22 protein-coding genes are annotated in these 20,671 nt (G+C 54.2%); 9 read left to right on the top strand and 13 right to left on the bottom strand.

The features are described 5' to 3' along the window. The first annotated feature begins 96 nt into the window (after positions 1–96). Positions 97–1,890: a fibronectin type III domain-containing protein gene (locus tag HA50_RS02375; RefSeq protein WP_084872137.1), complete on the top strand. Its 1,794-nt coding sequence runs from the start codon at positions 97–99 to the stop codon at positions 1,888–1,890. Positions 1,891–1,969: 79 nt separating this feature from the next. Here the strand turns inward: HA50_RS02375 and sspB are convergent, their stop codons facing one another. The 5 genes from sspB to zapE form a co-directional block, all read right to left on the bottom strand. Beyond that, positions 1,970–2,455, bottom strand: coding sequence for a ClpXP protease specificity-enhancing factor (sspB, locus tag HA50_RS02370; RefSeq protein WP_084872135.1), 486 nt, complete (start codon positions 2,453–2,455; stop codon positions 1,970–1,972). A gap of 3 nt (positions 2,456–2,458) precedes the next feature. Beyond that, entirely contained in the window at positions 2,459–3,100 is a 642-nt protein-coding gene (gene sspA, locus HA50_RS02365) for a stringent starvation protein SspA (protein ID WP_021184232.1), read from the bottom strand. Positions 3,101–3,427: 327 nt separating this feature from the next. Then, positions 3,428–3,820: a 30S ribosomal protein S9 gene (gene rpsI / locus HA50_RS02360; protein ID WP_013507645.1), complete on the bottom strand. Its 393-nt coding sequence runs from the start codon at positions 3,818–3,820 to the stop codon at positions 3,428–3,430. 15 nt (positions 3,821–3,835) lie between these two features. Next, positions 3,836–4,264 carry a 50S ribosomal protein L13 gene (rplM, locus tag HA50_RS02355; protein ID WP_084872133.1) on the bottom strand — a complete coding sequence of 143 codons (429 nt, stop codon included), beginning with the start codon at positions 4,262–4,264 and terminating at the stop codon, positions 3,836–3,838. Between the two features lie 236 nt (positions 4,265–4,500). Next, the gene (zapE, locus tag HA50_RS02350) at positions 4,501–5,628 is read right to left on the bottom strand and encodes a cell division protein ZapE (protein WP_084872131.1); all 1,128 of its coding nucleotides are present in this window, start codon (positions 5,626–5,628) and stop codon (positions 4,501–4,503) included. A 184-nt stretch (positions 5,629–5,812) separates the two neighbouring features. On the opposite strand from zapE, the gene zapG reads away from it, so the two are divergent. From zapG to degS, 3 genes are all read left to right on the top strand, one after another. Further along, a complete protein-coding gene (zapG, locus tag HA50_RS02345; RefSeq protein ID WP_084872129.1) occupies positions 5,813–6,217 on the top strand; it encodes a Z-ring associated protein ZapG in 405 nt (134 codons plus the stop codon). A 107-nt stretch (positions 6,218–6,324) separates the two neighbouring features. Continuing rightward, positions 6,325–7,698, top strand: a complete 1,374-nt coding sequence (gene degQ, locus HA50_RS02340) for a serine endoprotease DegQ (protein ID WP_084872127.1) — start codon at positions 6,325–6,327, stop codon at positions 7,696–7,698. Positions 7,699–7,784: 86 nt separating this feature from the next. Then, on the top strand, positions 7,785–8,846 hold the full coding sequence (gene degS, locus HA50_RS02335) for an outer membrane-stress sensor serine endopeptidase DegS (protein ID WP_084872126.1): 1,062 nt from the start codon (positions 7,785–7,787) through the stop codon (positions 8,844–8,846). A 29-nt stretch (positions 8,847–8,875) separates the two neighbouring features. Here degS and epmA read toward each other — a convergent pair whose 3' ends face one another. The 4 genes from epmA to efp form a co-directional block, all read right to left on the bottom strand. Continuing rightward, the gene (epmA, locus tag HA50_RS02330) at positions 8,876–9,853 is read right to left on the bottom strand and encodes an elongation factor P--(R)-beta-lysine ligase (protein WP_084872124.1); all 978 of its coding nucleotides are present in this window, start codon (positions 9,851–9,853) and stop codon (positions 8,876–8,878) included. Between the two features lie 212 nt (positions 9,854–10,065). Next, on the bottom strand, positions 10,066–10,200 hold the full coding sequence (locus HA50_RS02325) for an entericidin A/B family lipoprotein (RefSeq protein ID WP_084872122.1): 135 nt from the start codon (positions 10,198–10,200) through the stop codon (positions 10,066–10,068). 102 nt (positions 10,201–10,302) lie between these two features. Then, positions 10,303–10,434, bottom strand: a complete 132-nt coding sequence (locus HA50_RS02320) for an entericidin A/B family lipoprotein (protein ID WP_013507637.1) — start codon at positions 10,432–10,434, stop codon at positions 10,303–10,305. 55 nt (positions 10,435–10,489) lie between these two features. Next, complete coding sequence (gene efp, locus HA50_RS02315) at positions 10,490–11,056, bottom strand: elongation factor P (RefSeq protein ID WP_084872120.1); 567 nt, start codon at positions 11,054–11,056, stop codon at positions 10,490–10,492. 41 nt (positions 11,057–11,097) lie between these two features. Between efp and epmB the strand changes: the two genes are divergently transcribed. Continuing rightward, a complete protein-coding gene (gene epmB, locus HA50_RS02310) occupies positions 11,098–12,126 on the top strand; it encodes an EF-P beta-lysylation protein EpmB (RefSeq protein ID WP_084872118.1) in 1,029 nt (342 codons plus the stop codon). Between the two features lie 50 nt (positions 12,127–12,176). On the opposite strand, the gene HA50_RS02305 is transcribed toward epmB, so the two are convergent. The 4 genes from HA50_RS02305 to HA50_RS02290 form a co-directional block, all read right to left on the bottom strand. After that, entirely contained in the window at positions 12,177–12,524 is a 348-nt protein-coding gene (locus HA50_RS02305; protein ID WP_084872116.1) for a DUF4156 domain-containing protein, read from the bottom strand. A gap of 196 nt (positions 12,525–12,720) precedes the next feature. Further along, complete coding sequence (gene groL, locus HA50_RS02300) at positions 12,721–14,370, bottom strand: chaperonin GroEL (RefSeq protein WP_084872114.1); 1,650 nt, start codon at positions 14,368–14,370, stop codon at positions 12,721–12,723. Between the two features lie 48 nt (positions 14,371–14,418). Next, positions 14,419–14,712, bottom strand: a complete 294-nt coding sequence (locus HA50_RS02295) for a co-chaperone GroES (RefSeq protein ID WP_013507632.1) — start codon at positions 14,710–14,712, stop codon at positions 14,419–14,421. A 197-nt stretch (positions 14,713–14,909) separates the two neighbouring features. After that, the gene (locus tag HA50_RS02290; protein ID WP_208617275.1) at positions 14,910–15,362 is read right to left on the bottom strand and encodes an FxsA family protein; all 453 of its coding nucleotides are present in this window, start codon (positions 15,360–15,362) and stop codon (positions 14,910–14,912) included. 385 nt (positions 15,363–15,747) lie between these two features. Here HA50_RS02290 and aspA point away from each other — a divergent pair, with 385 nt between their 5' ends. From aspA to HA50_RS02270, 4 genes are all read left to right on the top strand, one after another. Further along, positions 15,748–17,184, top strand: coding sequence for an aspartate ammonia-lyase (aspA, locus tag HA50_RS02285; protein ID WP_084872109.1), 1,437 nt, complete (start codon positions 15,748–15,750; stop codon positions 17,182–17,184). Between the two features lie 104 nt (positions 17,185–17,288). Continuing rightward, the gene (locus HA50_RS02280) at positions 17,289–18,590 is read left to right on the top strand and encodes an anaerobic C4-dicarboxylate transporter (protein WP_084872107.1); all 1,302 of its coding nucleotides are present in this window, start codon (positions 17,289–17,291) and stop codon (positions 18,588–18,590) included. A 74-nt stretch (positions 18,591–18,664) separates the two neighbouring features. After that, complete coding sequence (cutA, locus tag HA50_RS02275; protein WP_084872106.1) at positions 18,665–18,988, top strand: divalent cation tolerance protein CutA; 324 nt, start codon at positions 18,665–18,667, stop codon at positions 18,986–18,988. Continuing rightward, on the top strand, positions 18,964–20,661 hold the full coding sequence (locus HA50_RS02270; protein WP_084872104.1) for a protein-disulfide reductase DsbD: 1,698 nt from the start codon (positions 18,964–18,966) through the stop codon (positions 20,659–20,661). The genes cutA and HA50_RS02270 overlap by 25 nt, the downstream gene beginning before the upstream one ends. Positions 20,662–20,671: the final 10 nt, after the last annotated feature.

The following is a 20,671-nucleotide window of genomic DNA, read 5'->3' as shown; positions in this document are numbered from 1 at the left end:
TTCGCTTTTATTCAGGGATACCCCCTAAATAGCCTGTTTCGCTTTTTAAATACACTACAGGAGATAATTTCGCTTATTTAAAAGGTTTTATTCTTCATGAAGAAAAGTTTTAAACAAAAATACCTGGCAGCCGCCATTTTGCTCACCATGGGGTTAACCAGCCAGGCGGGCTTTGCCGCCGGTGCTGCATCATTTATGCCGGACATCAGCCAAAAACCTGTTCTGGTCGGTTTCTGGCATAACTGGGCCAGTAAATCAGACGGATATAAAGGCGGCACTGCACCTTATATAAAATTATCCGATGTCCCGGCGGAATATGATGTTGTGACGGTCGCGTTTATGACGGATGAAGGTATCCCGACTTTTCACCCTTATAACATGACGGATGAAGAGTTCCGTAAACAAGTCGAAACCCTCAATGCACGCGGCCAGGCGGTTATGCTGTCGCTCGGCGGAGCCGATGCACGTGATATCGCACTGAAACCGGGTGATGGCCAGAAGTTCGCGGCGGAGATTATTCGCCTGATTGAGCTCTACGGTATCGATGGTGTGGATATTGATTTAGAAGGCCACTCAATTACCGCAGGCTCCAACCAGACAGAAATTCCTGCTGCATTGAAACTGGTTAAAAATCAGTATCCCAAATTTATTATCAGCATGGCACCGGAATTTCCCTACCTGCGTTCAGGCGGTCAATATGAACAAATCATTAAGTCTTTAGAAGGCTATTATGATTTCATCGCTCCGCAATATTACAATCAGGCAGGTGATGGACTCTGGGCAGAGGATATTCCAGGTGGTTCGGTTACTCAGGGGGACGAAGCTCGTAAAGCCGATTTCCTGTACTACCTGACCGACTCACTCATCCACGGTGCGCGTGGCTATATGCAAATCCCGGCAAATAAGCTGGCGATTGGCCTGCCGAGTAACCCGGATGCCGCCGCAAACGGTTATGCGCGTAATGAAGCGGATGTGCGCGCTGCCTGGGAAAAACTGAATGCTCAGGGTACGCCAATTAAAGGGCTGATGACCTGGTCAATTAACTGGGATGCCGGTACCAGTGCCAACGGCAATCCCTACGGTAACGAGTTCCTGCGCCGCTATGCCAGTCTGGTGCATGAAAATACCCCGCCTGATATTGATCATGAAGCCCCGAGCCAGCCAGGTATGCCAACCGCTCATGACGTTGCAGCCAATAAAATTGCGCTTTCATGGACGGCCTCAACGGATAACCAGGGTGTGAGCCAGTATCAGGTGTGGCGTAATGACGTCAATATCGCCGCAACACCGATCCCTTCCTATGTGGATAATAATGTTAAGGCCGAGACAAGATACGATTATTTCGTCACGGCTCAGGATAAGCAGGGCAATGTTTCTTTACCCAGCCAGACCACTTCAGTGACCACGCCGGGTATTGAGTGCGAAGATTGTACACCTGCCACACCTCAGGGATTAAAAGCGGAAAATATCGATAAAACCAGTGCGACACTGAGCTGGGAAGCGGTGACTAATGTGGCGATCAAACACTACGTTGTTTACCGTAACGGCGTGCAGATTAAAGAAACGACGCAGACTCGCCTCACTGATAGCGGATTATCTGCCGCCACCAAATATCAGTATCAGGTTGCGGCTGTCAGCGTGACCAACAGTGTTTCTGACAAGAGCCAAACGCTGGAAGTGACGACATTGGCCGGTGACTCGATCCCTTCTGAGCATCCCGCTTATAAAGAAGGCACCAACTACAAAGCTGGCGATGTGGTGTCCAATAAAGGCGGTCTTTATCAGTGCAAACCCTGGCCGTATACCAGCTGGTGTGGGGCTGCGGCATGGGCTTACGAGCCTGATGCAGGTCAGCACTGGTCACAGGCCTGGGAGCCGTATAAAGATTAATTTTTACGTCGCATAAAAAAAATCCGGAAACGTTATGTTCCCGGATTTTTTCATTGTGACCCCGTCGGTCAACTGGCGTTTATTTCACCACGCGCAGCGATGGACGACCACCACGTGGCGGCGGCTCATCATCTGGCGGGGTTTCATCGTCAGCTGAATCGTCGGGACGATCGCCATCAATCACCGACATCATGGTTTCTTCCTGACCTTCCAGCTCGTCCTGGGCTGCCAGCTCATAGGCCGGTTCCGGTTCGAACATGGTGCCTGCACCGTTCTCACGGGCATAGATAGCCAGAATGGCCGCCATCGGTACTGAAACCTGACGCGGTACCCCACCGAAGCGTGCGTTGAACTCAACGCGCTCGTTACCCAGCTCAAGGTTGCCGACGGCACGCGGTGCAATGTTCAGCACAATCTGACCATCACGCGCGTATTCCAGCGGCACCTGTACACCAGGCAGATTGATGTCGACCACCAGATGCGGCGTCAGCTGGTTATCAAGCAGCCAGTCATAAAACGCACGCAACAGATAAGGGCGACGGGCCGTTAATTGCGACATTTCCATAGATTAGCCCCGGGCTTGAAGGCGCATTTCACGTTCTGCTTCAGTCAGTGAAGCGAGGAAAGAGTCACGCTCAAATACGCGGGTCATGTAGCCTTTCAGCTCTTTCGATCCGGCGCCAGCCAGTTCAACACCCATAGACGGTAAACGCCACAGCAGCGGTGCCAGATAGCAATCGACCAGGCTGAACTCTTCGCTCATAAAGAACGGAGTACGTGAGAACAGCGGCGCAATGGCCAGCAGCTCTTCACGCAGTTGTTTACGCGCGGCATCGGCTTCTGCACCGGTGCGGGTTTCAATGATGCGCATCAGGCTATACCAGTCCTGCTCAATACGGTGCATCATCAGACGGCTTTCGCCACGAGCAACCGGATAGACAGGCATCAGCGGCGGATGCGGGAAACGCTCATCAAGATATTCCATGATGATGCGGGATTCATACAGCGTCAGTTCACGATCTACCAGCGTTGGCACTGTGCGATACGGGTTGAGGTCAATCAGATCCTGCGGCAGGTTATCCGTTTCAACCTGCTCGATCTCCACGCTGACGCCCTTCTCAGCCAGTACGATACGTACCTGATGGCTGAAAATGTCAGTCGGACCAGAAAACAGCGTCATTACCGAACGTTTGTTGGCAGCGACAGCCATGAAAACCTCCAAGTTTGTTCACAAAAAATTACTGCGAATAGCCAACCACACGGCGACTCACCTGCTTATCAGATTCGCACACAGCCAGCGTTTGCGGCATTTTCCGCCCATCCTGGCGGAAATAATACGCACAACGCTCCGGCTCGCGGGCGCAAAGTGACAGTCAGTTTACCAGATTTTAAGCAGCTTGTGGGGCGGGGAAAGTGATTTGCAGGCAAAATGCGGGTAAAGCTCGCGTTTTTGTGGCAACAATCCCTGTCCGGCAAAAGCAAAAAACCCGCCGAAGCGGGTTTTTTGTGCCAACTGTGACTGCCGAAGCAGCAACAATTAACGTTTGGAGAACTGCGGACGACGGCGTGCTTTACGCAGACCGACTTTCTTACGTTCAACCTGACGCGCATCACGGGTAACGAAGCCCGCTTTACGCAGTTCAGAACGCAGAGACTCGTCGTACTCCATCAGAGCGCGCGTGATACCGTGACGGATCGCGCCAGCCTGACCAGAGATACCACCACCTTTAACGGTGATGTACAGGTCCAGTTTACCAACCAGATCAACCAGCTCCAGCGGCTGACGCACGACCATGCGTGCAGTCTCGCGACCGAAGTACTGCTCCAGAGAGCGCTGGTTAATTACGATGTTACCGCTACCCGGCTTGATAAAGACGCGAGCGGATGAGCTTTTGCGGCGACCAGTGCCGTAGTTTTGAGTTTCAGCCATTGCCTGTAATCCCGATTAAATGTCAAGAACTTGCGGTTGCTGCGCCGCATGGTTGTGCTCGTTGCCTGCGTAAACTTTCAGTTTACGGTACATAGCACGACCCAGCGGGCCTTTCGGCAGCATGCCTTTAACCGCGATTTCAATCACACGCTCAGGACGGCGGGCAATCATCTCTTCGAAGGTCGCCTGCTTGATACCACCGATGTGACCAGTGTGGTGATAATAGATCTTGTCAGTACGCTTGTTGCCAGTTACAGCAACTTTTTCTGCGTTCAGAACGATGATGTAATCACCGGTATCAACGTGCGGAGTGTATTCCGCTTTATGCTTACCACGCAGACGGCGCGCCAGTTCAGTCGCCAGGCGACCCAGGGTTTTGCCGGTTGCGTCAACAACATACCAGTCACGTTGGACGGTTTCTGGTTTAGCTGTAAAAGTTTTCATTGAAAAGCTTACCCAAATAAAGTTACACGTTGGTGAAATCCCAAACGCTAAGTTAACGATTGAGGCTCACACGACCATTTCGCCCAGCAAGCCCACCCCCTCAGGTAGAGTTACCGGATCACAAAGGTTTCTGGGAAGAAAAACCTCTGCCGTAACGTGGGGTCGCAAGATTATAGAGAAGTCGCCCGTAAAGATCGAACTTTTTTACGCCCCCACGTCAGGTTTTTTGCGCCGAATCAGGGCAGATGCGGTAAACGCAGGTACTCCTCGCTCTGCATCTCCTGTAAGCGCGACAGACAGCGCTGATATTCAAACTTCAGACGCGAGCCCTGATAAATCTCAAACAACGACGTCTCAGCGGCCACCACCAGTTTCACATGGCGTTCGTAGAATTCATCCACCAGCGCCAGAAAACGGCGCGCCTGATCTTCCGTCTTGTAAATCATCACCGGCACATCATACAGCAACACGCTGTGGAAACGACGCGATAGCTCGATATAGTCGTGCTGGCTGCGCCCTTCACCACACAGCGTCAGAAAATCAATCGCCAGTACGCCGTCCTGCACACCCAGCGTCGGCATGCTGCGGTGGTTGATTTCCAGCACCGGGGCATCATGGCGGGCTTTACCGGACAAGGCGCGGAACATACGCTCCATTTCCGCATGGGTTTCCTCATTCAGTGGGAAACTCCACAGATGCGCCGACGTCAGGGTACGCAAACGGTAATCGATACCGGCATCCACATTCATCACATCACAGTGACGCTTAATCTGCTCGATAGCAGGCAAAAAGCGCGCACGCTGCAAACCGTTGCGGTACAGGTCATCCGGTGGGATGTTCGAGGTCGCCACCAGCGCGATGCCACGATCAAACAGCGCCTCCATCAACGTGCCAAGCAACATGGCGTCGGTAATATCGGAGACGAAAAACTCGTCGAAACAGAGAATATCGGTTTCAGCTTTAAAGCGGTCAGCAACGATCAGTAGCGGGTCACTGTGCCCCTGCAACTGGGTCAGTTCTTCATGGACACGCAGCATAAAGCGGTGAAAATGCAGGCGTAATTTACGCTCACCAGGAATAGACTGAAAAAACAAATCCATCACCCAGGTTTTTCCACGCCCCACGCCGCCCCACATATACAGGCCACGCACCGGCGCTTCCTTACTGCTTTTTTCTTTATTCATCAGTTTAGAAAGACGGCCAAACAAGCCTTTGCTGGCCGGGACCGCGGCGGGCTGACGCGCCACCAGTCCTTGCTGAATGGCATCTAAGCGGGTGATGGCTTCCCGTTGTACGTCATCCGGGCGAAATTCGCCCTGCGACAGCGCTTGCTCATAGCGCGCAAGCGGAGATGAGGTTTGCATTGTTCTCTCAGAGTCCCTGAAAAAGTCCGATTCATGTGTCGGTTGTCGAAAATTAGGCCGCTCTACACTAAGCGATGCCGCTCCAGAGTTCCACTTCCAATAGATTAACGGGTATAGTGGCTACTATTGAAGTTGAAACAGAAGCAATGCCCTACGAAGCAACGGAAATTACACGGGAGTCATTATGACCTGGGAATACGGGCTGATTGGTTTAGTGATTGGCATTATTGTCGGCGCAGTCGCTGTGCGTTTTGGCAACAAAAAACTGCGCGAACAGCGCACCATGCAGTACGAACTGGAAAAATCCAAGGCTGAATTGGCGGATTACCGCGAAGAGCTGACCAACCACTTCGCGCGCAGCGCAGAACTGCTCGATAACATGGCGCGTGATTACCGCCAGCTGTATCAGCATATGGCGAAAGGTTCTAACGACCTGCTGCCGAATCTGCCAGGCGAGAAAAATCCGTTTGCCTATCAGCTGACGGAAGCGGAAGCCGATAACGATCAGGCGCCGGTGCAAATCCCGCGCGACTATTCTGATGGCGCATCCGGCCTGTTACGTGGCGGCGAACGCGCACCGCGTAATTAATCTTTTTGGGGCACAGCGACGCTGTGCCCTTTTTGTTTGTCGAACCCTTACCCCAAACAACTGTCACACTTTTTTAATCCCCTTTTCGCAGCGAGAGCGTTGTAGCAATGAAAAAACAAGCACGACTGTTAAGCGCATTAGCCTTGAGCATTGGGATGAGTCTGGCCGCCGCGCCAAACGCACTGGCAACTCTCCCGGCGCAAATTCAGGGGCAGGCACTGCCGAGCCTGGCACCGATGCTGGAAAAAGTGTTACCGGCAGTGGTCAGTGTGCATGTGGAAGGCACCGAAACCGCCGCGCAGGGGCAGGATCTGCCTGAGCCACTGAAACGCTTTTTTGGTCAGTTGCCGGGACAAAACCAGCAACCTCAGCCTTTTGAAGGGCTTGGCTCTGGCGTTATCATTGACGCCGCCAAAGGCTATGTGCTGACCAACAATCATGTGGTGAATGGTGCGGACAAAATCAGCGTTCAGTTGAGCGATGGCAACGAGTATGACGCCAAACTGATTGGTCATGATGAGCAGACCGATATTGCGCTGATTCAGATACAGGGCGCGAAAAACCTGACCCAGGTGAAAATTGCCGATTCCGATACCCTCAGAGTGGGTGACTTCGCCGTTGCCATCGGTAACCCGTTTGGCCTTGGTCAGACTGCCACCTCTGGCATCATCTCGGCACTGGGTCGCAGCGGCCTCAATCTCGAAGGTCTGGAAAACTTTATCCAGACTGATGCCGCCATTAACCGTGGCAACTCCGGTGGCGCGCTGGTCAATCTCAATGGCGAGCTGATCGGTATCAACACCGCGATTCTGGCCTCCAGCGGCGGCAATATCGGTATCGGCTTTGCTATCCCGAGCAATATGGCGATGAACCTGGCACAGCAGCTGATTCAGTTCGGCGAAGTGCGACGTGGACAGTTGGGCATCAAAGGGACGGAAATGACCGCCGATATGGCGAAGGCATTTAACGTCGATGCGCAGCGTGGTGCCTTCGTTTCTGAAGTGCTACCGAAATCCGCAGCAGAAAAAGCGGGGATTAAGGCTGGCGATATCATCACCTCAGTGAATGACAAAGCCATTACCAGCTTTGCCGAACTGCGGGTGAAAATTGGTACCACGCCTCCGGGCCAGCAGGTGAAACTTGGCCTGTTGCGCGATGGCAAACCGATCACCATTAACGTCACGCTGGATCAGAGTGCGCAAACCACCGCCAGTGCCCAGCTGCTGTCACCGGCATTACAGGGCGCAACCCTGAGCGATGGCAATACCAAAACGGGTGATAAAGGGGTGAAAGTTGACGCCATCGAGAAAGGCACACCGGCTGAACAGGTGGGTCTGCAGAAAGATGATGTGATTGTCGGCGTGAACCGCAGCCGGGTGGAAAGCCTGGCGGAAATGCGCAAAGTGCTGGATACGAAACCGCCGGTACTGGCACTGAATGTGGTGCGCGGCGAAGACAGTATTTACCTGCTCTTACGATAATCATCACAACTGGCGGACAAGCAGGTGTTTGTCCGCCTTTCTCATGCTATTCTGCCCTGCGATCTTATCCGGCTTAAACTAACACCATGTTTCTTAAACTTTTGCGTTCTGTGGTGATGGGCCTGATCGTTGCGGGTATTTTGCTGGCAGCGATCCCAACACTCCGTATGGGCACCAGTGCCCTGATTGAACATGACAACAGCAATGATGAGGCACCCTTCAGCTTTAATCCGGGTGTGCGTCGTGCTGTGCCTGCGGTAGTCAACGTCTATAACCGCAGCGCGCATGGTAATAACAATCGCGGCATTACCACGCTGGGTTCCGGCGTGATCATGAACGGCAAAGGCTACATCCTTACCAATAAGCATGTCATCAATAATGCCGATCAGATTATCGTCGCCTTACAGGATGGCCGGTTCTTTGAAGCGACGCTGGTCGGTTCCGACGCGATGACCGATCTGGCAGTGCTGAAAATCAGCGCATCAAATCTGCCGGTGATTCCGATCAACCCCAACCGCGTGCCGCATATCGGCGATGTGGTGATGGCGATCGGTAACCCATACAACCTTGGTCAGACGGTAACCCAGGGCATCATCAGCGCCACGGGCCGCGTCGGCCTCAGTTCCTCCGGTCGCCAGAACTTCCTGCAAACTGATGCCTCAATCAACCAGGGTAACTCCGGTGGTGCACTGATCAACTCACTCGGTGAGCTGATGGGCATCAACACCCTGACGTTTGATAAAAGTAACGATGGCGAGACGCCAGAAGGGATTGGTTTTGCCATTCCTACCGTACTGGCAACCAAAATCATGGATAAGCTGATTCGTGATGGCCGGGTGATCCGCGGTTATATTGGCATTACCGGACGTGAACTGCCGCCGCTACACAGTCAGGGCAGTACCCTCGATCGCGTGCAGGGCATTATTGTCAGCGAAGTCGCGCCAGGTGGCCCCGCCGACCGCGCCGGACTTCAGGCCAACGATGTACTGCTGAGCGTCAATGGTAAACCGGCTGTTTCGGCCCAGGAAACCATGGATCAGGTCGCCGAAATTCGCCCCGGCTCGGTGATTGATGTGCAGATTCTGCGTAATGAACAGAAAATGACGCTGCCCGTGACAATCGAAGAGTTCCCGCAAAGCAGTAATTAAGTGTGGGCGTTGCAACGCCCACATGGCTGTCAGCTAATGCCAACCGGGAAAGCAATAACCTCACTCAACGAGTCGGCTTTCAGCGCCAGCATAATCAGACGATCCACGCCCAGTGCCACGCCAGAACAGGCAGGCATACCGTGCGCCAGTGCATCCAGCAGGTTGGTGTCGATGGGGTGCTGTGGCAGACCACGCGCCGCACGACGGCGATTATCCTGCTCAAAGCGCTGACGTTGCTCGCGGCTGTCGGTTAACTCACGGAAACCGTTCGCCAGCTCCACCCCTTTGTAATACACCTCAAAACGTTCCGCGACGCGGTGATCTTCGGTGCTGATCTCAGCCAGTGCCGCCTGGCTGGCCGGGAAGTGGTAGACAAACGTCGGCTTATCGATACCAATTTTCGGCTCGACGCCCAGCATAAACAGCAGCTGCAACAGCGTGTCGCGATCTTCTTCATCACGCGCCAGCTCACCATCACCCAGTTTTTCCGCCGCTTCACGCAACTGCGCTTTATCTGCGGATAACGGGTCCAGTTCCAGATGGCGAATAAACGCCTGCTGATATGACAGGGATTCTGCGCTATCGCACTCCAGCACCTGTTGCAGCAGATCGTCGACTTCATTCATCAGGCGATACATGTCGTAGTGCGGGCGATACCACTCCAGCATGGTGAATTCAGGGTTGTGGTGACGTCCGGCTTCCTCATTACGGAAGCAACGACCCATCTGGTAAATCGGACCACTGCCCGCCGCCAGCAGGCGCTTCATATGGTATTCCGGGCTGGTCATCAGCCAGAGATCACGCCCTTCGCTGGCACCGGGGCCAACAAAACGCGTCTGGAATGGTACCAGATGGATGTCAGTAATGGTCGCCTGGCTCATCGCCGGGGTATCGACCTCCAGCACGCCGCGATCGGCAAAGAAACGTCGAATTTCCGCCATGATAGCGGCACGTTTCAACAAATTGGCAATGGGTGCGCTCGGCTGCCAGCTTGCCGTTTCGCTCATGTTGATGACTCCTTATACAGATAAGGGGTGGAAGTCTACCCGTAATGGCAAGGGCAAACAACGCCATAGCGCTTACCGGTCACGAGAACTTTCCATATCACCACAGGGTAAGGAGGTTTAAAAGCCGTACGGGCAGGAGGAGAAGACATTTGAGACAAAGCAGATATGGGATGAAAAGCCGGTACGAAAGCGCGTTCCGCACCGGTCGGACCTTACTGTGCGGTGCGTTGAATCGCCTTGCCACCTGCTTCTACGTCTTCCCCTACACCACGGGTGGTGTTGCAGGCAGAAAGCAGGGTGGAAAGGATCAATACCGAGAAAATCGCGACAATACTTTTCTTTAACATGACAATATCCTTTTTGGTTGCAGTAAAAGTACAGCTTCTAAAGCATAGTCCTTATACGCAACGCTGCGGCGTCAGCCACAGAAAAAGGCGTTGTCCTGGCGCTTACTTAGCAGCACGTGAGATAGCGCCACCCAAATGGGAGACATCCTCACCAAAGCCGTGAAAGGTGTTGCAGGCACTCAATGCCGAGGAGACCAGCAACGCAAAGGCGACGAATTTTGCCAGCTTTTTCATTATTCTGAACTCACTTAAAAAAAAGGCGCATCGAAGGATGCGCCTGATGTGACGATTATTTTACGCGAGAAACGTATTCGCCAGAGCGGGTGTCCACTTTAACCACTTCGCCAATCTGTACGAACAACGGCACTTTAACCACTGCGCCAGTTGCCAGAGTAGCCGGCTTACCGCCAGTACCTGCGGTATCACCTTTCAGGCCTGGATCGGTTTCGATAACTTCAGCTTCGATAAAGTTCGGCGGCTGAACAGCAATGGCTTTGTTGTTCCACAGGGTAACGATACAATCTGCGTTGTCCTGCAGCCACTTCTGCACGTCTTCCAGTACCTTAGATTCAACCTGATACTGTTCGAAGCTTTCCGGGTGCATGAAGTAGAAGAAGTCACCGTCGTTGTAAGAATACTGCAGGGTCATATCAACAACGTCTGCGCCTTCGGCAGAGTCGGTTGATTTGAAGGTTTTCTCAACGCGAGACCCGGTCAGCAGACGACGCATTTTTACGCGTGCGAATGCCTGGCCTTTACCCGGCTTAACAAACTCACTGGATTCGATGGAATACGGCTCGCCTTCGAACATGATTTTAAGACCGGAACGAAAATCGTTGCTAAGATAAGTCGCCATAAAGGCCCTCTGTAAATATTGAACTGGTAATAGCCAAAAAAATGGCACACATTGTAACCCTAAATCCCCCTTCCAGAGAAGATTGGTTGCAGCAACTTGCTGATGTTGTCACCGATCCTGCTGAATTACTGCAACTTTTAGCTCTCGAACGCCATGCGGAATTGGCCGAAGGCGCTGATGCAAGGCGACTTTTTGCCCTGCGGGTGCCACGGGCGTTTATTCAGCGCATGAAAACAGGCGATGCTCAGGACCCGCTTCTGCTGCAAGTGTTAACCAGCCGTCAGGAATTCAATGATGCGCCAGGTTACAGCACCGACCCGCTTGATGAGCAAAGCAGCGTGGTGCCGGGTTTACTGCATAAGTATAGAAACCGCGCACTGTTATTGGTAAAAGGCGGTTGTGCGGTCAACTGTCGCTACTGCTTCCGCCGCCATTTTCCTTATCAGGATAATCAGGGCAACAAACGTAACTGGCAGGCAGCGATTGATTATATTGCGGACCATCCGGAGCTGGATGAAATCATCTTCTCGGGTGGCGATCCGTTGATGGCGAAGGATCACGAACTGGCGTGGCTGGTTGATGCGCTGGAAAAAATTCCGCATCTGAAGCGCTTACGCATTCACAGCCGTTTGCCGGTGGTCATCCCGGCGCGTATTACCGAGGGATTGTGCCAGCTGCTGGCCGATACGCGCCTGCAGGTGCTGCTGGTGAGCCATATCAACCATGCGCAGGAGATCGATGATGAACTGCGTTATGGCATGCAGATGCTGAAACGGGCGGGCGTCACCCTGCTGAACCAGAGTGTGCTGCTGCGCGGCGTTAACGATAATGCGCGCTGTCTGGCCGACCTCAGCAATGCCTTGTTCGATGCCGGTATCCTGCCTTATTACCTGCATGTGCTGGACAAGGTGCAGGGAGCCGCACATTTCTTTGTGCCGGACGATGAAGCCCGTGCGCTGGTGCGCGAGCTGCTGACCATGGTGTCGGGTTATATGGTGCCGAAGCTGGCCCGTGAGATTGGTGGCGAACCCAGCAAAACCCCGCTGGATTTGCAGCTACGCCAGGAATAAATCTGCCAATAAAAAAAGCCGCATCAGCGGCTTTTTTTACAACGATACCCTTATGGGCACTTGTAAACCTGGCCAGTCATTTTGCTGTCGAGCGGGGCAAATGCAGACAGCAGATTCTGCGTTGGGCTGGTTGCGCCGTAAATGGTGTTGCCACCCATTTCCGCTGCACGGTTACGCAGGTCGTTAGCTGCACCGCGCAATGAACTGCCCTCACCGCCAGAACCGCTCAGCCAGTTACTCTGTGAACCGGTGACATTTCCCAGCAGCTGACATTGGCTGCCCGGCTGCTGATCGACGAAGGTCACGCGCTCGCCGCCGGCACTCAGTTGATTTGAGCTGGTGCAGCCCGCCAGCAGTAAGCTACCGACTGCCAGTCCGAGCAAGAGGTTAATCCGCATTGTAATCCCCATTTATTATCATCTGTGTCGGGCGGCAGCGTAGCAGAAAAAACGCGTATTTTTTCTGAACATTCATTGCCCTAACCCGGAAAGCCGAAGTATTGCGCCCTTACTTATACCCTTTCGCCAGCAAAAGAAAAACCCCTGACCGTCTCCGATCAGGGGTTCTCAGATAACAAAAGCAGCCGGGGGGCGATTACATCATGCCGCCCATACCGCCCATGCCACCCATACCGCCAGCGCCGCCGCCTAAGTCAGGTGCGTCGCCTTTCGGCAGGTCAGTAACCATACATTCGGTGGTGATCATCAGACCCGCCACAGAAGCCGCGTACTGCAGAGCAGAACGGGTTACTTTGGTCGGATCCAGGATACCGAAGTCGATCATGTTGCCGTATTCTTCGGTCTGCGCGTTGTAACCGTAGTTACCGTCACCCGCTTTCACGTTGTTGGCAACCACAGACGGCTCTTCACCGGCGTTAGATACGATCTGACGCAGCGGAGCTTCCATCGCGCGCAGCGCAACTTTGATACCGACGTTCTGGTCTTCGTTCTGGCCAGTCAGCTCAGTCAGCTCAGCAGCAACGCGCACCAGGGCAACACCACCACCAGCAACCACGCCTTCTTCTACCGCAGCACGGGTCGCGTGCAGGGCATCTTCAACGCGAGCTTTCTTCTCTTTCATTTCAACTTCAGTTGCGGCACCCACTTTCAGCACGGCCACGCCGCCTGCCAGTTTCGCTACACGCTCCTGCAGTTTTTCTTTGTCGTAGTCAGAAGTCGCTTCTTCGATCTGCTGACGAATCTGCGTCACGCGACCAGAGATAGCCACTTCGTCACCCACACCGTCGATGATGGTGGTGGTGTCTTTGTTGATCACAACGCGTTTTGCCTGGCCCAGATCTTCCAGTGCCGCTTTTTCCAGCTCCATACCGATCTCTTCAGAGATCACGGTACCGCCAGTCAGGATAGCGATATCCTGCAGCATCGCTTTACGACGGTCGCCGAAGCCCGGTGCTTTCACCGCAGCTACTTTCACGATGCCACGCATGGTGTTGACCACCAGCGTTGCCAGCGCTTCGCCTTCCACGTCTTCAGCGATGATCAGCAGCGGTTTGCCAGCTTTGGCAACCGCTTCCAGCACCGGCAGCATTTCGCGGATGTTAGAGATTTTCTTGTCAGCCAGCAGAATGAACGGGCTTTCCAGTTCAACAGCACCGGTTTCCGGCTTGTTGATGAAGTACGGAGACAGGTAGCCACGGTCGAACTGCATACCTTCAACCACGTCCAGCTCGTCCTGCAGACCGGTACCTTCTTCAACGGTGATAACGCCTTCTTTACCCACTTTTTCCATCGCCTGAGCGATCAGGGTACCGACGCTTTCATCGGAGTTAGCAGAAATGGTACCAACCTGAGCAATCGCTTTGGAATCAGAGCACGGAACAGACAGCGCTTTCAGCTGCTCAACAGCAGCGATAACCGCTTTGTCGATACCACGCTTCAGGTCCATCGGGTTCATGCCAGCCGCAACGGCTTTCAGGCCTTCGTTAACGATAGCCTGTGCCAGTACGGTCGCGGTGGTGGTGCCGTCGCCTGCTGCGTCGTTCGCTTTAGAGGCAACTTCTTTCACCATCTGCGCACCCATGTTTTCGAACTTGTCTTCCAGCTCGATTTCACGCGCAACAGAAACACCATCTTTGGTGATGGTCGGTGCACCAAAAGATTTATCCAGAACCACGTTACGGCCTTTCGGGCCCAGGGTAACTTTTACTGCATCTGCCAGTACGTTCACGCCACGTAGCATTTTTACGCGTGCGTCATTACCGAATTTTACGTCTTTAGCTGCCATTTCAAATATCCCTTAAATTCGTTTCGTTCAGTGAATTACGCGTAAAAATTACGCTTCAACAATTGCCAGAATGTCGCTTTCAGAGATGATCAGGACTTCTTCGTTGTCGATTTTCTCGGTTTTTGCACCGTAACCTTCATTGAAAATCACAACGTCGCCCACTTTGACATCCAGTGGCAGGATGTTGCCGTTTTCCAGGATACGGCCTTTACCTACCGCAACCACTTCACCACGGGTTGATTTGCCTGCCGCAGAACCGGTCAGGACGATGCCGCCAGCTGATTTTGCTTCAACTTCTTTACGCTTGACGATCACGCGGTCGTGTAACGGACGAATTGACATGTGATAGCTCTCCTTTAGAAAGTCCAATCATTCAGTTAAGGGTTGAACGCCGGGCTACATGGCTTCCGGCCTCGTGGTGGAAGAGATTAGGGTGACTTCGAAGCGTTTCAAGGGGGAAAATAGAAAAAATTTTCGTTTCTGTAACAGATGGCGAAATTCCCGACAAAAAAGGCGGCTTGCGCCGCCTTTGATATTTATTACTGGTCTTTGTCGTGACCGATACGGTCACTGTCTTTACGCTCATACTCGCCATCGACGGTAAAGCCACTATCCGGCCCGGCTCCCGGCCCCCGCCAGACCCGCAAATGCGGCATCAGTTTCAGCGTCAGGTGTTTCTGCACCGGCGGCAGCAGTAGTAACAGACCAAGGAAATCGGTGAAAAAACCCGGTAACAGCAGCAGAAAGCCGGAAATAATCAGCGAGACGCTTTTCACCATCTCAGCGGCCGGGCTTTCGTTACGCGCCAGCTTCTCCTGCATCAGCATGAAGTTTTTCACACCCTGATTTTTTACCAGTGACACCCCGATACAGGAGGTGAAAATCACCAGCAGCATAGTGAGCAGCACGCCCAGCACATGCGCGACCTTGATGAAAAGCGTGATCTCAATCCAGGCCAGTACAAAAAAAATCACAAACGGTAACCAGCGCACCGATATCTCCTGTGAGTTAGGGCTACCTCGCTTCATGCCAGGCAGCAGAATGGGATGGTCAGAGGGACCGTATAAAAAGAGATGGTCATCCGGACCGCTGTTTTCAACCGATCCTGCCGAATTTTTCCAGCCGGGTTAAAATTGTGACAAACATCACGTATCGTTATTACCGGTACGTCTGCAAAACCCCGTAAAGTGATCTGTGCACAGGCTTTTCTGGAATGACAGAATATGATCGTGCTCGCCAGACCGAAGATGGATAAAATGTCGGCGCTGGTATTCCACGACAATATAATTGCATCACCTGCACGTGACTCGCCGTCCGAATCTGATCGCCTCAGAGTACGCCCGGCAGCCACTCAGCAGCAATAATAAGAAGGTAATCATGGCGAACAACATTCGTATCGAAGAAGACCTGCTAGGCATGCGTGAAGTACCTGCCGACGCCTACTACGGTGTTCATACTCTGCGTGCGATTGAAAATTTCTATATCAGTAACAGTAAAATCAGTGACATACCCGAATTCGTTCGCGGTATGGTGATGGTAAAGAAAGCCGCCGCCCTTGCTAATAAAGAGCTGCAAACCATCCCGCGCAATATCGCCAATACCATTATTCAGGCCTGCGATGAGGTACTGAACAATGGCAAATGCATGGACCAGTTCCCGGTTGACGTCTACCAGGGCGGTGCCGGTACCTCCGTCAACATGAACACCAACGAAGTGCTGGCCAACATCGGTCTGGAACTGATGGGACACCACAAAGGTGACTACCAGTATCTGAACCCTAACGATCACGTGAATAAGTGTCAGTCTACCAACGATGCTTACCCCACCGGCTTCCGCATTGCCGTTTACACCTCCATCCTGAAACTGATTGATGCTATCAATCAACTGGGTGAAGGCTTCCAGCGCAAAGCGGTCGAGTTCGAAAATATTCTGAAGATGGGCCGTACCCAGTTGCAGGATGCCGTGCCGATGACCCTCGGCCAGGAGTTCCATGCGTTCAACGTGCTGCTGAATGAAGAGACGCGCAGCGTCCTGCGTACGGCGGAACTGTTGCTGGAAGTGAACCTTGGCGCAACCGCCATCGGTACACGTCTGAACACGCCTGACGGCTACCAGCAGTTGGCTGTGCAGCGTCTGGCGGAAGTCAGCAACCTGCCGGTGGTCCCGGCGGAAGATCTGATTGAAGCCACCTCAGACTGCGGTGCTTACGTCATGGTGCATTCATCGCTGAAACGCCTGGCGGTGAAACTGTCGAAAATCTGTAACGACCTGCGCCTGCTGTCATCGGGTCCACGCGCTGGCCTGAACGAGATCAACCTGCCTGAATTACAGGCTGGTTCATCCATCATGCCTGCCAAAGTCAACCCGGTGGTGCCGGAAGTGGTTAACCAGGTGTGCTTCAAAGTGATTGGCAACGACACCACGGTGACCATGGCCGCCGAAGCGGGCCAGTTGCAGCTCAACGTGATGGAGCCGGTCATCGGCCAGGCGCTGTTTGAATCCATCAGCATCCTGACCAACGCCTGTTACAACCTGCTGGAGAAATGCGTGAATGGCATCACCGCCAACAAAGCGGTGTGTGAAGCCTACGTGTTCAACTCAATCGGTATCGTGACTTACCTTAACCCGTACATCGGCCACCACAACGGTGACATCGTCGGGAAAATCTGTGCCGAAACCGGTAAAAGCGTCCGTGAAGTGGTGCTGGAACGTGGCCTGCTCACCGAAGCCGAACTGGACGATATTTTCTCCATTCAGAACCTGATGTTCCCGGCCTATAAAGCCCGCCGCTACACCGACGAAAACGAACAATAATCCATTCTGGATCACGTTGTCGTAAGCACGCCCGTATAAAATGCGGGCGTGCTTTTTTTTGGCGACTACAACTAACAGATGTCGCATTTCAGGGAGTGAAAAAGATGGTGGTAGTGGAATTATTGATCGTCCTGCTGGCGATCTGGCTGGGTGCGCGTCTCGGCGGGATCGGCATTGGTTTCGCCGGGGGTCTCGGCGTGCTGGTGCTGACGCTGTTTTTCGGTATGAAACCCGGCGCCATCCCCTTCGATGTCATTGAAATCATCATGGCGGTGATCGCCGCGATTGCGGCTATGCAGGTGGCAGGCGGCATGGATTATCTGGTGAGTCTGGCCGAGCGCCTGCTGCGCCGCCATCCGCGCTACGTGACCCTGCTGGCCCCGCTGGTAACGTATCTGATGACCTTGCTGGCGGGCACCGGGCACACCGCTTTCTCGACGCTGCCGGTGATTGCGGAAGTGGCGAAAGAACAAGGTGTGCGCCCTTCGCGCCCGCTGGCCATCGCCGTGGTGGCGTCGCAGATTGCGATTACCGCCTCACCGATTTCGGCCGCCGTGGTGTTTTTTGCCTCGCTGCTGGAACCGCGTGGCGTCAGTTATCTGGCTCTGCTCGGCGTCGCGGTGCCCTCGACGATGCTGGCGATCTTCTGCGCCGCCATGGTGACCAATTTCCTTGGTAAGGAACTGAAAGACGATGAAGTCTACCAGGCCCGGCTGGCGAAGGGGGAAGTGACGTTACGCGGTGCACAGGTGTTTAACCTCAAACCCGGAGCGAAACGTTCCGTCCTGCTATTTCTGATTGGCATTGCCGCCGTGGTGCTGTACGCCACCGCCATCAGCGACAGCGTTGGGCTGATTGCCCACCCGGTGCTGCCGCGCAATGAAGCCATCGTGGTGTTTATGCTGACCATAGCGACGCTGATTTGTCTGACCTGCAAAATCGATACCGGGGAGATCCTCAGCGCCAGCACTTTCAAATCCGGCATGAGCGCCTGTATCTGCGTGATGGGTGTCGCCTGGCTGGGCGATACCTTTGTCAAAGCGCACCTCAATAACATTCAGACCCTGGCGGGCGATATGCTGCAAAGCTACCCGTGGATGCTGGCGCTGGTGCTGTTCTTTGCTGCCACCCTGCTGTATTCGCAGGCCGCCACCACCAAGGCGCTGATGCCTGCCGCGCTGCTGCTGGGGGTCTCTCCCCATGCCGCCATCGCCTCATTCGCCGCGGTCTCAGCCCTGTTTGTGCTGCCGACTTACCCCACCCTGCTGGCCGCGGTGGAAATGGACGACACCGGTTCCACACGCATTGGCAAGTATGTGTTTAATCACTCCTTTATCGTGCCAGGGGTGCTGGCTATCGCTCTCTCGGTGCTGTTTGGCTTCCTGCTTGGCGGCCTGATCCTGTAACGCGGTTACATCCTGTAAACCTTGTGTTTATCAGGCCGTGTTATCATCCACCCTTTCGCCACCGGAGCCTGCCGATGAGCATCCATTCTGCGGTCGTCGTGCTGTGCACGGCCCCGAACCAGGTCATTGCTGAACAACTGGCCGCCAGCGCGCTCGCCGCGAAACTGGCAGCCTGTGTCACGCTGTTGCCAGGTGCCACCTCGTTTTATGTCTGGGAAGGCAAACTGGAGCAGGCCAGCGAAGTTCAGATGTTGCTGAAGTGCGACACCCAACATCAGCAGGCGCTGATGGATTTGCTTAAAGCGGCGCATCCTTATGATGTGCCGGAATTGCTGGCGCTGCCGGTACAACATGGAGACAGTGAATACTTGTCATGGTTGCACGCATCTCTCGCCTGATCGGCATCTGCCTGGCGCTGTTTATCAGCCTGTCAGCGCAGGCATCTATTTTTTCGCCCAATAACAACAGCCGCTTTGTGCCGGTTGACCAGGCCTTCGGCTTCGATTTCAGCCAGCAGGGCAATCAACTGACGCTGAGCTGGAAAGTGAAATCCGGCTATTACCTTTATCGTCAGCAAATTCACATCACGCCGCAAAAGGCCCAGCTGGCACCGCTGGTGCTGCCACAGGGTCAACCTCATGAAGATGAGTTCTATGGCAAAAGTGAAATCTACCCGCAGGATTTACAACTGCCGATAACCCTGCATCAGGCCAGCGCAGGTGCCAGCCTGACGGTCACTTATCAGGGCTGTGCTGCCGCCGGTTTCTGCTATCCGCCGGAAACACGTTCCGTGCCGCTGAATGCCGTGGCGGCCAATAACGCCGCCCCGGCGGTGAGCGCCCAACCGGGCCACCAGGCTACGCCGCTGCCGTTCTCACCGTTGTGGGCACTGCTGATTGGTATTGGCGTCGCCTTTACGCCCTGCGTGCTGCCGATGTATCCGCTTATCTCCAGCATTATTCTCGGCGGACCGCGTCGCTTCTCGCTGGGACGGCTGTTTGCTCTGGCGATGGTGTATGTGCAGGGCATGGCATTGACCTACACCCTGCTCGGGGTAGTGGTCGCGGCGGCGGGTTTACGCTTCCAGGCGGCGTTGCAGCACCCTTATGTACTGATTGCGCTCTCGCTGCTGTTTATCGTGCTGGCGCTGTCGATGTTTGGCCTGTTTACCCTGCAATTGCCCGCCAGCCTGCAAACGCGTCTGACACTGTGGAGCAACCGCCACCAGGGTGGATCGCTGCCAGGGGTATTTATGATGGGCGCGCTGGCGGGGCTGATTTGTTCCCCCTGCACCACCGCACCGCTTAGCGCCATCCTGCTGTATATCGCGCAAAGCGGCAATCTGCTGGCCGGTGCCGGTACCTTGTGGCTGTACGCCTTCGGTATGGGTCTGCCGCTGATTGCCGTTACGCTGTTCGGCAATAAATTGCTGCCGAAAAGCGGCCCCTGGATGCAAAGCGTTAAAGAAGGTTTTGGTTTTGTCATCCTCGCGCTGCCGGTGTTCCTGCTGGAACGCGTGGTGGGTGACGTGTGGGGCATGCGCCTGTGGAGCCTGCTCGGCGTGGCGTTCTTTGCCTGGGCATTCCGCCTGAGCCTGGGTTTGCAGGGGAAATGGCGCATCGCTCAAATTGTGCTGCTGGCCGCGGCGCTGGTGTCGGTCCGTCCCATACAGGATTGGGCGTTCGGCAGCAGCCAGGTACAAACTGTTGCGCACCTGCCATTCCAGCCGATTGCCAGCAGCCAGCAACTGGATAGCGCGCTGCAACAGGCCCAGGGACGCGTGACCATGGTTGATCTGTATGCTGACTGGTGCGTCGCCTGTAAAGAGTTTGAGAAATATACCTTTAGCGACGACAAGGTGCGCAACGACCTGAGTCAGGTGCAGTTGTTGCAGGCGAACGTCACCGCCAATAGCGCGCAGGACAACGCCCTGCTACAGCATTTGCAGGTGCTGGGCTTACCCACCATTTTGTTCTTCGATGCGCAAGGTAAAGAAATCCCCAACTCCCGCGTGACCGGCTTCCTGAGCGCCGATGAATTTCGCGCGCATTTGCACAATCTGCCGCGTTAAACGACACTGG

Origin of the sequence: Pantoea cypripedii, assembly GCF_002095535.1 — a bacterium.
In the GTDB taxonomy this organism is placed as follows: domain Bacteria; phylum Pseudomonadota; class Gammaproteobacteria; order Enterobacterales; family Enterobacteriaceae; genus Pantoea; species Pantoea cypripedii.
The sequence above is the reverse complement of the archived record's forward strand: the minus strand, read 5'-3'. Positions and strand labels throughout refer to the sequence as shown.